At 30.4% G+C, this 13672-nt stretch carries 13 protein-coding genes and 2 tRNA genes; 4 read left to right on the top strand and 11 right to left on the bottom strand.

What is annotated here, in order from left to right; all coding sequences use genetic code 11:
- Window positions 1-349: 349 nt before the first annotated feature.
- The 5 genes from porT to AC2TEO_RS06670 all read right to left on the bottom strand — a co-directional run bounded on the left by porT (window position 350) and on the right by AC2TEO_RS06670 (window position 5352).
- The gene (gene porT / locus AC2TEO_RS06690) at window positions 350-1048 is read right to left on the bottom strand and encodes a type IX secretion/gliding motility protein PorT/SprT (RefSeq protein WP_442267358.1); all 699 of its coding nucleotides are present in this window, start codon (window positions 1046-1048) and stop codon (window positions 350-352) included.
- A gap of 1 nt (window position 1049) precedes the next feature.
- A complete protein-coding gene (gene ubiE, locus AC2TEO_RS06685) occupies window positions 1050-1778 on the bottom strand; it encodes a bifunctional demethylmenaquinone methyltransferase/2-methoxy-6-polyprenyl-1,4-benzoquinol methylase UbiE (RefSeq protein WP_299673618.1) in 729 nt (242 codons plus the stop codon).
- Window positions 1771-2667, bottom strand: a complete 897-nt coding sequence (locus AC2TEO_RS06680; protein WP_442267357.1) for a NifU family protein — start codon at window positions 2665-2667, stop codon at window positions 1771-1773. Before AC2TEO_RS06680 ends, ubiE begins: the two co-directional genes overlap by 8 nt.
- A 115-nt stretch (window positions 2668-2782) precedes the next feature.
- Window positions 2783-4147: an OmpP1/FadL family transporter gene (locus AC2TEO_RS06675; RefSeq protein ID WP_442267356.1), complete on the bottom strand. Its 1365-nt coding sequence runs from the start codon at window positions 4145-4147 to the stop codon at window positions 2783-2785.
- Window positions 4148-4197: 50 nt separating this feature from the next.
- Complete coding sequence (locus AC2TEO_RS06670) at window positions 4198-5352, bottom strand: hypothetical protein (protein WP_442267355.1); 1155 nt, start codon at window positions 5350-5352, stop codon at window positions 4198-4200.
- A gap of 145 nt (window positions 5353-5497) precedes the next feature.
- On the opposite strand from AC2TEO_RS06670, the gene proS reads away from it, so the two are divergent.
- From proS to rpsT, 4 genes are all read left to right on the top strand, one after another.
- Window positions 5498-6976, top strand: a complete 1479-nt coding sequence (gene proS, locus AC2TEO_RS06665; RefSeq protein ID WP_442267354.1) for a proline--tRNA ligase — start codon at window positions 5498-5500, stop codon at window positions 6974-6976.
- A 73-nt stretch (window positions 6977-7049) separates the two neighbouring features.
- Window positions 7050-7121 (top strand) — tRNA-Glu (locus AC2TEO_RS06660).
- Between the two features lie 115 nt (window positions 7122-7236).
- A tRNA-Glu gene (locus tag AC2TEO_RS06655) sits at window positions 7237-7308 on the top strand.
- Window positions 7309-7341: 33 nt separating this feature from the next.
- A complete protein-coding gene (rpsT, locus tag AC2TEO_RS06650) occupies window positions 7342-7593 on the top strand; it encodes a 30S ribosomal protein S20 (protein ID WP_442267353.1) in 252 nt (83 codons plus the stop codon).
- Between the two features lie 122 nt (window positions 7594-7715).
- On the opposite strand, the gene AC2TEO_RS06645 is transcribed toward rpsT, so the two are convergent.
- The 6 genes from AC2TEO_RS06645 to mreC all read right to left on the bottom strand — a co-directional run bounded on the left by AC2TEO_RS06645 (window position 7716) and on the right by mreC (window position 13670).
- The gene (locus tag AC2TEO_RS06645) at window positions 7716-8705 is read right to left on the bottom strand and encodes an ISAon1 family transposase (RefSeq protein ID WP_442267352.1); all 990 of its coding nucleotides are present in this window, start codon (window positions 8703-8705) and stop codon (window positions 7716-7718) included.
- On the bottom strand, window positions 8692-9045 hold the full coding sequence (locus tag AC2TEO_RS06640; protein ID WP_442267351.1) for an ISAon1 family transposase N-terminal region protein: 354 nt from the start codon (window positions 9043-9045) through the stop codon (window positions 8692-8694). Before AC2TEO_RS06640 ends, AC2TEO_RS06645 begins: the two co-directional genes overlap by 14 nt.
- 160 nt (window positions 9046-9205) lie before the next feature.
- Window positions 9206-10483 carry a rod shape-determining protein RodA gene (gene rodA, locus AC2TEO_RS06635; protein ID WP_442267350.1) on the bottom strand — a complete coding sequence of 426 codons (1278 nt, stop codon included), beginning with the start codon at window positions 10481-10483 and terminating at the stop codon, window positions 9206-9208.
- The gene (gene mrdA, locus AC2TEO_RS06630) at window positions 10464-12353 is read right to left on the bottom strand and encodes a penicillin-binding protein 2 (RefSeq protein WP_442267349.1); all 1890 of its coding nucleotides are present in this window, start codon (window positions 12351-12353) and stop codon (window positions 10464-10466) included. Before mrdA ends, rodA begins: the two co-directional genes overlap by 20 nt.
- A 2-nt stretch (window positions 12354-12355) precedes the next feature.
- Window positions 12356-12865, bottom strand: coding sequence for a rod shape-determining protein MreD (gene mreD, locus AC2TEO_RS06625; protein WP_442267348.1), 510 nt, complete (start codon window positions 12863-12865; stop codon window positions 12356-12358).
- Window positions 12858-13670 (bottom strand): rod shape-determining protein MreC, encoded by an 813-nt coding sequence (gene mreC / locus AC2TEO_RS06620; RefSeq protein WP_442267347.1) that lies wholly within the window; start codon window positions 13668-13670, stop codon window positions 12858-12860. Before mreC ends, mreD begins: the two co-directional genes overlap by 8 nt.
- Window positions 13671-13672 lie beyond the last annotated feature (2 nt).

Raw genomic sequence — 13672 nt, 5'->3', positions numbered from 1 at the left:
TTAAGTTTATAATACTTTCTTAATAGAGCTTATCTCTATAAGAAAATTTGATATAAATTATTTGGTAGATTTCGGGGGACTTCTATCTACAGATTTGCGTAGTGAGCAAATCGTTAAAAGGACTAGTTTATCTAGTCCTTTTTTGTTTTGTAAAAAAATATTTTAATAAATTAAAAATATAAATCCCTGTAAACTAGGGTTTAATTAAAAAATAACTCTAAAAAGAGTTCTTTTTTAATTTTTTTTGTGACTTATAAATTAAATATGTGTCTTACTAATATGTAGGATGAGGTATCGGGGGGCACCTATTCCTAATTATCAAATGAGAGTTGCGAAAGCAACTCTTTTTTTATTCAAATGATAAGTGAAGAAAAATACCTCTAGTTCCAAAGAAATCTATCGGGTCTGTCCATTGACTTGGTCCTCTATTATCGTATTTGATTTCGTTATTAATGGCAAAAATACCACGGATAGATGGAGAAAATTTGAAATATGGTAAATAAAAATCCATACCTATACCAACTTCGTACATAAATACACTTGAATTTTGTCTAAATTGACCTGAAAAGTTATCGTCTTGATTCTTTTCGTTACTTGAAAAATTGTAATCGAAAGAAGCTCCAGCTAAAACATAAGGACGAACATTGTTAAGCCTATTAGTGCTAAACTTAAATATTAAAGGTAAATGTAAATAAGTGTTACCAACTTCTCTAGTTCCTTGGGTTTCATTAGCTACGTGTGTAAAACGAAGTGTTTTAGTGTTAGAAATAAGACCTGGCTCGAATCGAAGATTTACATTGTTATGTAATTTCATATCTCCAATTAAACCAACGTTAAAACCTACATCAGAAACTACGTCGACTTGAGCATTTGGAAAAGCACTAGGTTTGTAGGAAATTTTAAATCCATTTGTGTTTAAACCAAGGTAAAATCCATAATGAATAAAACGTTTATCAAAATTTGGTAAATTTTCGATACGTTCTCTTTGAGCTAAAGCATTAAAAGTTACAATTAATAGTAAACTAGAAACTAAAAGTCTTCTTAACATATTACTTTGTTGATGTATAAATTGAAGCTACCCCAAATGTAACAGGTAAACTATTCACATTCTTAAACCCATTTTTTCTCAAAATATTGTTGAATGCTTCACCGTAAGGAAAAGAATTTGCACTTTCCGATAAATAAGAGTAAGCAACTTTGTCTTTTGAAAATAATTTTCCAATAATTGGTAAAAAAACTTGAGTATGTAACTTATAAAGTTGTTTAAAAGGAAACTTAGTTGGATTAGAAGTTTCGAGAATAACAAATTTTCCATTTGGTTTTAAAACACGTAAGATTTCTTTTAAACCTTTGTCTAAATTTTCAAAATTGCGTACACCAAAAGATACAGTGATAGCATCAAAAGTATTGTCTTCAAAAGGGATGTTTTCACTATCTCCGATAACCATATCAATTTTGTTATCAAAGCCAGCTTTTTTTATTTTTTGCTTCCCTACTTCTAACATTCCAGCAGAAATATCTAAACCAACAATTTTTTCAGGATTTAATTTAGTCATCATCATAGCTAAATCTCCAGTACCAGTTGCGATATCTAAAATTGTTTTAGGATTATTTTCTCCAATTAATTTTACAACTTTTTTTCGCCAACTAACATCTATACCAAAAGAAATTACACGATTCAACCCATCATAATTGTTTGAAATATTATCGAACATTTGGGCAACTTGTTCTTTTTTGCCTAATTCTGAACCTTTATATGGTGTTACTTGTTTATCCATTTATAGCGATTACTTCATTAATTTGATTTGGAAGCATTTCTTTTAAAAGAGCTTCAATACCGTTTTTTAGTGTAATTGTAGATGATGGACAACCGCTACAAGCTCCTTGTAAAATAACATTTACTTGTTTGTTTTCTGGATTATAGCTTTTAAAAGCTATATTTCCTCCGTCTGATGCTACTGCAGGTTTAATATGTTCCTCTAAAATTTCTACAATTTTAGTTGAAGTTTCATCTAGGTTTTCTACTTGGATTTGATTTTCTTCTTGAGCTTTTTTCTGAGGAATTTCAGATAGAATTACTTTGTTGTCCTGTAAATAAGTTCTAATAAAAGTTCGCACTTCCTGATATACTTCATTCCATTCTACAACGTCATATTTTGTGATTGAAATATAATTTTCTGAAACGAAAATTTCTTTTACAAAAGGAAAGTTAAATAAGGCTTTTGCTAATGGAGAATATAAGCTAGCTTCTTCTATATTTTTTAATTCAATATCAGATTGAGTTAAAGCTTTATTTGTTCCAAACTTCATTACAGAAGGATTTGGAGTTACTTCAGCATAAACTTCAATAGCTTCCTTCTTTGTGTCGTTGTTTTCTTCTATTACTTTTTTACCAGTATTTATATAAGCTTCGATTTGTGATCTAACTTCTTCTTGAACATCTTCCCATTCTACGATATCGAATCGTTGAATAGCAATGAAGTTAGCTCCAACAAAAACTTTTTTTACAAAAGGTAAGTAGAATAATTGTTGAATAAAAGGCGCTCCTTTTGCTTCGTCTATATTGTTGTACTCATAGCTTCCTCTGTTTACTATAAGTGTGTCACTAACAAACTTAATTATAGTATTGTTAGTAGTGTTTTCTATTTTAATATTGATATTTTCCATACTAAGAAATGAGAATACAAAATTACAGTAAAAAACTGATTAAATAAAAAGACCTCTTAGTTCAGTTTTAATTAACTTTACTAAGAGGTTCTTTTAAAAATCCCCAATAAAAATTTTATAAGCTGAAAGTTATACTGGCAGCTATTCTTGAAGTAGTATTATTTATATTAATGTCTCCTACATTATAAAGAGAATAAAATTCATCGTTTAAAGAACGTAAGTATGAAAGTCCGATTTGAGTATTTCCAAAATTATACCCTAAACCAGCAGTAAAGCCTCTGTAGTTATCTTCATTTGTATTTCCTCCTTCTCTTAAATTTGGATTCTGTTCATAGAAGTATCCTCCTCTTAAACTAACTCTATCGAATCTCCATTCTCCACCTAAATTAAATGCATGTGTAGCTCTAAAGTCTCTAGAGAAAAACTGATTAGCATCTTGTAAAAGAGGATCACCGTCGTTATATCTGAAGTTTGAGAAATCTCTATAGGTATAGTCTAAACTAATTAATCCTTGTTTTCCAAAAACTAAAGCTCCACTTGCTGTAAGTTTACTTGGAGTTCTGAATCGTAGAGAAAATGGTCCTTGTGCAACTCTGTCTTCAAATAATAGGGCAGGAGTTGTATTATCAGTTGTGTCAAAAACAGCAAAATCATTTAAGTTCTCTTCAAATACTTCTCTGTACCAAGTAGGAGATTCATAAGAAGCGCCAATTCGGATAAATTTATTTAATTTGTAAATAAATCCAAGGTTAAAAGAAAATCCGGTTCCATCAACAAAACGCTCGTCAATTTCATCAAAAACAATTGGAGATCCATTAAATTCATTATTGTCTTCAATGTTAAGAGTTCTTTCTCTGTACTCTATGCTGTGAAATTTTAAAGAAGCACCAATAAATAACTTGTTGTCATGTACTGCTGAAAAGCCCATGTTAAATACACTATTTAAACCACTAGTTTCTTTTGAGAATTCTTGTTCAAAAGGAGTGTAAAAAGTGTTGTTAGGTCGTTCTGTGCGATTAAAATTATCGTCATAAAAAGTTAAACTACTATTCCCTTTACCATTATAAAAATTATCGAAATCAGCCTTTACTTTATAATTGAAAGTAACAGCAAATCTATTCCAATTCGAGTTATTACTTCCATCGAACACAAAAATGGCCCCAGCTTGACTTAAGTTTATTCTTTCATCCTTAATATTATTACTATTTCCATAATAATTCAAGTCAAAATTAGTACTCGTTCCTTCAAAAGTAACTGCAACTTTACTGTTTCTAGCAACAGCAGCACCTGCTGGGTTAATATCGGTTGAAGAAATATCGCTTCCTAATGCCCCAAAAGCTCCAGCCATTGCGTTAAATCTTGCCGTACCTGTTCTCTGATCTCTAGAGAATAAAATTCCAAGATCATTATAATCTGTAAATTGGGCATAAGAGGTACTTATTGTAGCTATTGTTGCTACAAGTAATATAATTTTTTTCATACTTTCAAAATTATAGCTAATTGTAAATACTATAGATTTTTTTTAGTGTTTTATCTTCTAACTCTTGAAGAGCTTCTACTTGAACTTCTAGATGACGACCCGCTTGATCTACTTGACGATGATCTAGAGGGTGAGTAGCTTCTTGACCTTGAGGATGATGATCTTGTAGAATAGCTTCTTCTTGATGATGAACTTCTATTAGCTGAACTTCTTCTTGATGAATTTCTATTAGGAGAGTAAGATCTATTGTTTCTTCTTGAGGAATTATTATTGTAACTTCTAGATCTAATGCTTCTAGAATTTCTATTTATACTTCTTGAATTAGAATTTCTTCTTATTGTGGAGTTGTTTCTGTTTCTGGAAATACTTCTATTGCTTCTGTTTATAGATCTATTATTTCTTCTATATACATTTGATGAACGTCTTGATGTTGCTCTAGTATTGTTTCTAGCATATCTTCTATTGGTAGAGGCAAAAGCACCTCTTCTATTGTATATTCCTGAGCGATAAGCTGTTCTGTAAATACCTCTATTATTACGGAATCTGAAATTTCTATATGCTCCATAACCTCTATAAGCTCTGTTTCTACCGTATCTATAATATCCAGGAGGGCAAAAAGGATCGTAAATTCCACCAAAGCCTAAATATATCCCGGCATTCCAATTGTAAGGTCCATGGAAAGGATGCCAGTAAGGATCATAATACCCCCAACGATTACCGAAACGACCACGCCATGGATAAGACCAAAAAGGATCGCCCCAAAATGAATTCCAATAAGGACCGTATACGCCCCAGTTATAACCATTACCAAAAGTATTGATGTTTATTACTACATCCGAATTTTTATCAAATCCCCATGGTTCTCTATTTGATAAAATTTGATTTTCATTGACTAATTCATCTTCAGAATCATTATCAAAAGAGTAATCTTCAGAACTATAACTTTCAATATCCGTTATTATGTCTGTACCATTTAAATTATCTAAACGTTCAACTTCTTTTGTAAAGTAATTTTCATTGTAATCGTTATAATCTCTTTCATTCATTTGAACCACTTTTCGTTGTGGTTTTTCAGTATCATCTGCATAAATGCCATCATCATTACCAGAAACCGTTTGAGCAGCTCCACAGGAAAGTAGAGTAGTTACCACGATTAATGACAAGAAATATTGTGGAAGTTTGGTTTTTGTGTAATATGATTTCATATTCTTATCTTTTTATTAAAATTAAATAATTTTTAAAATTATAAGCAAAAAAAAACAAGTTTATTGCGGTAATTACGAATTTAACGTAGTTTTGTTGCTGTAATTTACATTAAAAAATAGCAATTTTTGTGCCAAACTATCAATTATGAGTAAACATTTAACAAAACGAGCTGAGAATTATTCACAATGGTATAATGAGCTTATTGTTAAAGCTGATTTAGCTGAAAATTCAGCCGTGCGAGGGTGTATGGTTATTAAACCTTATGGGTTTGCAATTTGGGAAAAAATGCAAGCAGAATTAGATAGAATGTTTAAAGAGACAGGACATCAGAATGCTTACTTTCCTCTTTTAGTACCCAAAAGTTTATTTGAAGCTGAAGAGAAAAATGCAGAAGGATTTGCTAAAGAATGTGCAGTTGTAACACATTATAGATTGGAAACTGATCCAGATAACGAGGGGAAATTACGTGTAGATCCTAATGCAAGATTGCAAGAGGAATTAATTATACGACCAACTTCTGAAGCTATAATATGGAATACATATAAAGGCTGGATACAATCTCATAGAGATTTACCATTGTTAATCAACCAATGGGCTAATGTTATGCGTTGGGAAATGCGAACTAGACCTTTTTTAAGAACTGCTGAATTTTTATGGCAAGAAGGTCATACAGCTCATGCTACTATGGAGGAAGCATTAGCTGAAGCAAGGCAAATGCAAGAAGTTTATGCAACTTTTGCAGAAGATTTTATGGCTATGCCTGTAATTAAAGGAGCTAAATCTGAAAGTGAACGTTTTGCTGGAGCCGATGATACTTATACTATTGAGGCCTTAATGCAAGATGGAAAAGCTTTACAAGCAGGTACATCTCATTTCTTAGGACAAAACTTTGCTAAAGCTTTTGATGTTAAGTATACTTCAAGAGATGGTAAGCAAGAATATGTATGGGCTACTTCTTGGGGAGTTTCAACTCGTTTAATTGGAGGTTTAATAATGACGCATTCAGATGATGCAGGTTTAGTATTACCACCTAAATTAGCTCCTATACAAGTTGTAATTGTACCTATATATAAAGGAGAAGAACAATTGAATTTAATCTTTGATAAACTGAAGCCTATAATTGAAGAATTAAAATCAAGCGGTGTTTCTGTAAAATTTGATGATAGAGATACAATGAGACCAGGAGCAAAGTTCGCAGAATATGAATTGAAAGGAGTACCTGTTAGAGTAGCTATTGGAAAAAGGGATTTAGAAAATGGTACAGCTGAGGTAGCAAGAAGAGATACTTTTGAAAAGAAAACTGTTGAACAAGATAATTTAGTAACGTTTATTAAAGAGTTATTAGATGAGATTCAGAAGAATTTATTTACAAAAGCATTAAATTTCAGAGAGACACATTTAATTAAAGTTGATACTTTCGAAGAGTTTAAAGATATAATAGAAAATAAAGGAGGATTTGTATCTGCACACTGGGATGGAACAGAAGAGACTGAAGATAAAATAAAAGAGTTAACTAAAGCAACAATACGTTGTATACCTAATGATGCTGAGAATGAAGAGGGTAAATGTGTGTTAACAGGAAGAAAATCTTCAAAAAGAGTACTTTTCGCAAAAGCATATTAAAAATAATCTAAAAAAGTTTGGTGTATTTCAAAAAGAGTTATATATTTGCACCCGCAAACTAAAAGATTGTTTTGCTCCGTTCGTCTAGGGGTTAGGACGCCAGGTTTTCATCCTGGTAACACGGGTTCGAATCCCGTACGGAGTACAAAGCTTCGAATTTAATTCGAAGCTTTTTTTATCGAAATTTTGAGATAAAAAAAGTTGTAAGTATAGAAAAATAAATTTATATTTGCACCCGCAATCAAGAAAAGATTGTTACTGCTCCGTTCGTCTAGGGGTTAGGACGCCAGGTTTTCATCCTGGTAACACGGGTTCGAATCCCGTACGGAGTACAACGTTTTTATAACAATATAAGATTTTATAAAATGGCAAATCATAAGTCAGCATTAAAAAGAATAAGAAGTAACGAGACTAAGCGCTTAAGAAATAAATATCAGCATAAAACTACACGTAACGCTGTAAAAAAATTAAGAGCTACTACAGATAAGAAAGAAGCAGAAGGAATGTTATCTACTGTTGCTTCAATGCTAGATAAATTAGCTAAGAATAATATTATTCACAAGAATAAAGCAGCTAATTTAAAATCAAAACTAGCTAAGCACGTTGCAGCTTTATAAAAAAAACTTTAAAGTTAGTTAATATTTAACACTTCGATTATATCGAGGTGTTTTTTTGTTTTAAGAAAAGAAAAGTATTTATATGAAAAAAGGAGATATCGGATCATTCTCAATTGTTGTGGTTATGCAAAAATCTGAGTTAATCTGTATAAGAAGAATTCTACATTTCTTACGCCTCTAAATTGTGCTCTAAAGGCTTTTATTTTTGCATTAAAAGATTCCGCTGATGCGTTTGTACTCCTGTTATCAAAATAATTAAGAATTGATTTATAGTTTATCCTAATGGAGTTTGCTACAATATTAAACGCTTTAAAGCCTGAGTCCTTTACTTCTTTAAACCACTTCGCTAATTTTGTATAAGCAATTCCTTTAGTTATGGTTTTGTTATTAAAAAGGTTTCTGAGTTTTTGACATATTCCATATGCTTTTTTAATATCTGGATATTGTTCAAACAATATATCTGCTCTTTGTTGTTGTTTTTGTGTCCAATCTACTTTTGTTTTATAAAGTAAGTACCTACTTCTAGCCAATAATTGTTTTAAAGAATCGCCATTTGCAAAAGTTTCGGGCTGATATATTTTGTTATTATTCTTAGCTTCTTTGATTTGATTATTCTCTTTATCAATAGCGTCCCAACGATGTTTTATTCGAATATCTTGTAAAGCATCCAGAGCTAGTTTTTGCACATGAAACCTATCTGTTACTTGTATTGCTTTAGGAAAACATCTTTTAACAATTAGCTTCATTGAGTTAGCCATGTCTAAAGTAATTTCCTTAACCTTATTTCGTTTTGAGCTTGGGATTTTAAGCAGTCTATCTATTACATGTTCAGCTTTAGTCCCTGCGATTATAGCTACAATACTTCCTGCTTTTCCTTTGGCTTTCTTATTAGTGACAATGGTATATAGCTCTCCTTTAGACAAAGTAACTTCATCTATAGAAAGTCGCTTTCCTATATTTTCAGGAAAAAGTAACCAGTCTTTAGCATGTGACTTTTCTTTCCACTGTTTAAAATCACTTAAATAGTCTTTAAATTGGCGTTGCAACTTTTTACCATTTAAACCATAAAAACTAGCTATGGTATGACAGTCATTGGCTTTAGTACTGATCAAGTGATTTTAAAAAAACAGCAAACTCAACGGTCATTCGAGTTCCCTGTGCTACTAAATTCCAGTTTCTATAAACAACTTTATTACTTGTTTTATTCAACCATCTTCTGCGTTTAATATGAAGTAGCACAACTTTACCTCTTAAAGGAAAATCTTCTACCATAATTTCTTTATGAAAACCGTGAGATATCACGATATCTTTAGAAAACTCTTCTGGAATACCTTTCTTCTCTTCAAAGTAAAGATGCAAGTCTTTTCCTTTTAATTCATGTTTGGTTAAATCAAAATGAGTAATTAATAACTCTGGTAATATAAATTTTAAAAACTCTAGTGATAAGTCCAAGTAATCTCTTTTTTTGCAAAAATCAACATTCTATTTCAATTAACACACAACTTTTGGGATTGCCCCATTAAAAGAACAATTATCGAATTAGATAAACAAGATCAATTATATGAAATGACAAAAAAGTTGTAGTTTCAGAAAAGCTTTACAATAAATGACACTAATAGTCATATTTTTTATGAGCATCTAATCTTATAAAGATAAAAATAAGTAAAGTAAACCCCCATAGAGATGATCCTCCGTAACTAAAAAAGGGTAGAGGTATACCAATTGTTGGCAAAATACCTATAACCATTCCTATATTTACTACAACATGGAAAAACAGTATTGAAGCTATTCCGTATCCATAAATTCTTGCAAATTTATTTGTTTGGCGTTCTGCTAAAAATATTATTCTATACAATAAAGCCATAAATAATAGTATAACGATGGAAGTACCTAAAAATCCCCATTCTTCTCCAACAGTACAAAATATATAATCTGTGTCCTGTTCAGGTACAAAATTACCTTGAGTACGATCTCCTTGTAAAAAACCTTTTCCGAAAAAATTTCCAGATTTAATAGTTAATTCTGCTTGGTGTGTATTATAGCCCAAGCCTTTTTTGTCTTCTATTTTGCCTAATAAGATATCAAATCTGTTTTTCTGATGTTGTTCTAATATATTAGTGTATGTGTAACCTGCTGCAGAAATAAATAAAGCAGAAATAATATATGTAACTAGTATCACTGGCCAGTTAAATCTAAAAAATTGGTTATTTCTATAAATAATGTAAGTAAATACGAAGGTTAAAGCTATAAGTGTTCCAATAAGAACTTTAGAAGTACCATAATTAACTGTTAGTAGAAATAAAACGACAGTAATAACGCCAAGAATAAAATACTTTAAAGTTAATCCTTCTCTATTCAGCACAAAAAAGAATGAAAAGTAAATTAAAACGGATCCCATGTCTGGTTGCAAAGCAATAAAAAAAGCAGGTAAAAAAATAATGACAAAAGCTTTAATTTGGTTTTTAAGCAAGTCTAAATTGTATTGTCGATCACTCATTAATTTAGCTAAAGCTAAAGCAGTAAAAGCTTTGGAAAACTCTGAGGGTTGTAGTCCGATTCCGCCAAAGTTATACCAAGATGTAGCTCCATTAATTTTTTTTCCAAAAACTAAAACACCAGCTAAAAGAAGAAGAGAGAATAAATAAATTAAACTCGAGAATTGTTCATAAAATTTAGAATTCAGAAATAAAATAAAAACTATTAAAGGGAAACTTAAAGCTATAAAAATTAATTGCTTACCATATCTAGTGCTAAAATCGAAAAGTTCTTTTTCTGTTCCAGTAGAGGAAGCAGCATAAATGTTAACCCATCCGAATGCCACTAATAATAGAAATATAATTATAGTTATCCAATCGATATTTTTAAATATGTTATTTTCTAACTGTCTCAATACTGTCTTTTTTTACAATTAATTTGTCGTATTCTTCTTGTAAACTTAAATTAATCATTCTTTCCTCTAAGTCTTTTCTTAATACTTCACCATTTAGGTATTTTTCAATCATTAAACTAGTGATTGGAGCTGCTATAGATGAACCAAAACCTCCATTTTCAACAAAAATAGCCATGGCTATTTTAGGATTTTCTTTTGGAGCAAAGGCAATAAGTATAGAGTGATCTTCTAATTGAACTTTTTCTCCATTAATTCTTGTAAAGTTTTCTACAGTTCCGGTTTTACCGCAAATATCTATGCCTTTTACTCGGCTATATTTTCCAGTTCCTGTTTTGAATACTTCATGCATAGCATCTATAACTACAGGGAAATGTTCTTCGTTTATCAGTGTTTGCTTTTTAGTTGTAAACTTTGGATTTTTTATGTTTTTTCCATCAATTTGCTTAACAATATGAGGAGTGTAATAAAAACCTCTATTAGCAATTGCAGCAGTTGCATTAGCTAATTGAATAGGGGTTGTTTGAATTTCTCCTTGTCCAATAGCATTAGAAATATTTGTGGTAGCTCCCCATCTAAAATCATAACGATCATCATAATATTTAGCATTTGGTATTAACCCAGGTAAACCAACATTTAAATCATAGCCTAAGAAATTTCCTAATCCAAAGCTTTTGATTTGATTACTCCAGTTATCAAATCCAACTTTGGTATTTTTAGGTTTGTCTATAATTTTACGATAAACATCAGAGAAATAACTATTACATGAATTAGCGATCGCTTTTTTTAATCGAATTGGTCTACCATAAATACCACAGTGACATTTCATAAATTCGTTTTTTCTTTTTCCATAGCGATATCCTCCGTAGCAATAAACATAAGATTTCTCATTAATAACACCTTCTTGTAACCCCACTAAACCATTTAAAATTTTAAAAGGAGATCCTGGCGGATAAACTCCTTGCAAACCTCTATCATAAGTAGGGTTATTTATACTGTCATTAAAGAGTATGGTAGAATGCTTGTATCGTTTTCTTCCTACCAAAACATTAGGATCATAAGATGGAGCAGTAACTAATGCTAGTATTTCTCCAGACGATGGTTCAAGAACAACTATACCACCTCTTTTACCAGTCATTAATTTCTCTCCATACTTTTGTAAATCTAAATCTATTGTTAATAATAAATCTTTTCCTGGAACAGCTAAAGTATCATATATGCCATCTTTATAGTTACCAGTAATTCTCATTAAGTTGTCTCGGTTAAAGTGTTTTTTACCTTTATTCCCTCTTAAGGCTTTTTCATAATAATACTCTACTCCAGATTTACCTATAAGTTCTCCGTTTTCATAATCAGGATTATTTTTAGCTTGCAATTCATTTACTTCAGATAAATAACCTAAAACATTTGCAGCAACTGGTTCGGGGTAATTTCTAATAGTTCTTTTTTGAATGTAGAAACCTTTAAATTTATGAAGTTTTTCTTGTAAGAAGGCGTAATCTTTTTTTGCGAGATGTTTTATAAAAACAGCTGGAAGCCAAGGAGCAAATTTTCTTGGGTTTTTAATTTTTTTAACCTTTTTGATGTAATCTTCTTTGGAAATTTTAACTAACTCGCAAAATTCTAGCGTATCTATAGTTTTTAATTCCTTAGGAATAGCCATTACATCATAAGATACTTCATTTGCAACCATTAGTTTATTGTTACGATCATATATATAACCACGTTCTGGATAATCGTATTCGATTTTTATAGTTGCACTACTTGTTGGACTTGATTCATGTCCTTCAATAACCTGTAGTTGGAATAACCTACCTATATAGATTAATCCAACAAGAGTAATTAAAAAAATTAATAAAAAACTTCGCTTCACAATTATTGTTGTTTTCTAGTTAAAATAAAGTTTCCTAGAAAATATAAAATTAACGAAAATATAGCCGATAAAATTGTGTTAATTAATACTGAAATTAAATTACTAAAACTAAAGTTTACCAGTAGAAAAACGACAAAATGATGAATAATTGTTAAAGATGCTACAAAGTTAAATATTTTCCCAAACGACTCTTGATTCATTTGGAAGAACTCGTAGTCAACTTCAGTTTTTTGAAAAAATGTTCTAAAGAAACTAGGTCTAAGATAAGCAATTAAAGTAGTTGCCATTGCATGTATACCTCCAGAGTCTGCAAACATATCCACCAATAATCCAAGTAAAAAAGCTAAAGATATTATTGGAAAACGATTGGTTTTATAAGGGTAAACAAAAATAAAAGCAATGTAAATGTAAGGGTTTACATAACCTAAAAATCTAATATTATTTAAAACTAATACTTGTATTAGAATTAAACTCACAAAAACTATAGCTAGATAGAAAGGTTTTCTACTCATTATTTACGTTTTCTAAAGCTTTGATTTCTTTTTGATGAAAGTTTTTAATGATATATACATTTTCAAGATTACTCATATCATTAAAAAGTTTGATGTTTATTCCATTGGTTTTGTCAATAACAGTTCCTATTAAAATTCCTTTCGGGAAAATAGTTGAATTACCTCCAGTCATTATTGTGTCACCTAAATTTATCTTGGCTTCCCTAGGAATATCATGTAATTGAACAATGTTGTAATCTTTTCCATCCCAACTTAAAGATCCAAAATAAGGACTACTTTTTAGCCGTGCATTAACTTTACTATTCCTATTTAGTATTGATCGAATTCTAGAGTAACTATTTGAAGCAGCGTCAGTAATACCAATAATACCTTTATTGTTAATTACTGCCATTTCCTTTTCTACGCCATGTTTTAAACCACGATTAATAGTAAGGTAATTATAAGGTTTATGGAATTCGTTTTTACTAATTTTACCATCAATAAATTTAAATTGCTGATTAAAATTATTAGTGTCAATAACAGTCTTCGCATAAACACTATCTAAAAAATATTCTAACTTAGATAATTTGTTTTTTAATGCTAAATTTTCTTCAATTAAAATCTGGTTTTCGTCTTTTAAGTTTAAGTAGTTTCTAAGATTACTTTTTTTCTCATAAACACCACCAGTAATAGTATTTGCAGAACTAATAAATTTACTTCTATGATAGCTATGATTATTGATTGTTAAAGTGAAACCAATAATTTGTAACAGCAAAAGAAACAGAAAGTATTTGTATTTCTGAATAAAATAAATAAGCTGTTGCATAA

This window comes from Tenacibaculum aquaeponti (assembly GCF_057221555.1).
This window is presented reverse-complemented; position numbering and strand designations above follow the sequence as displayed.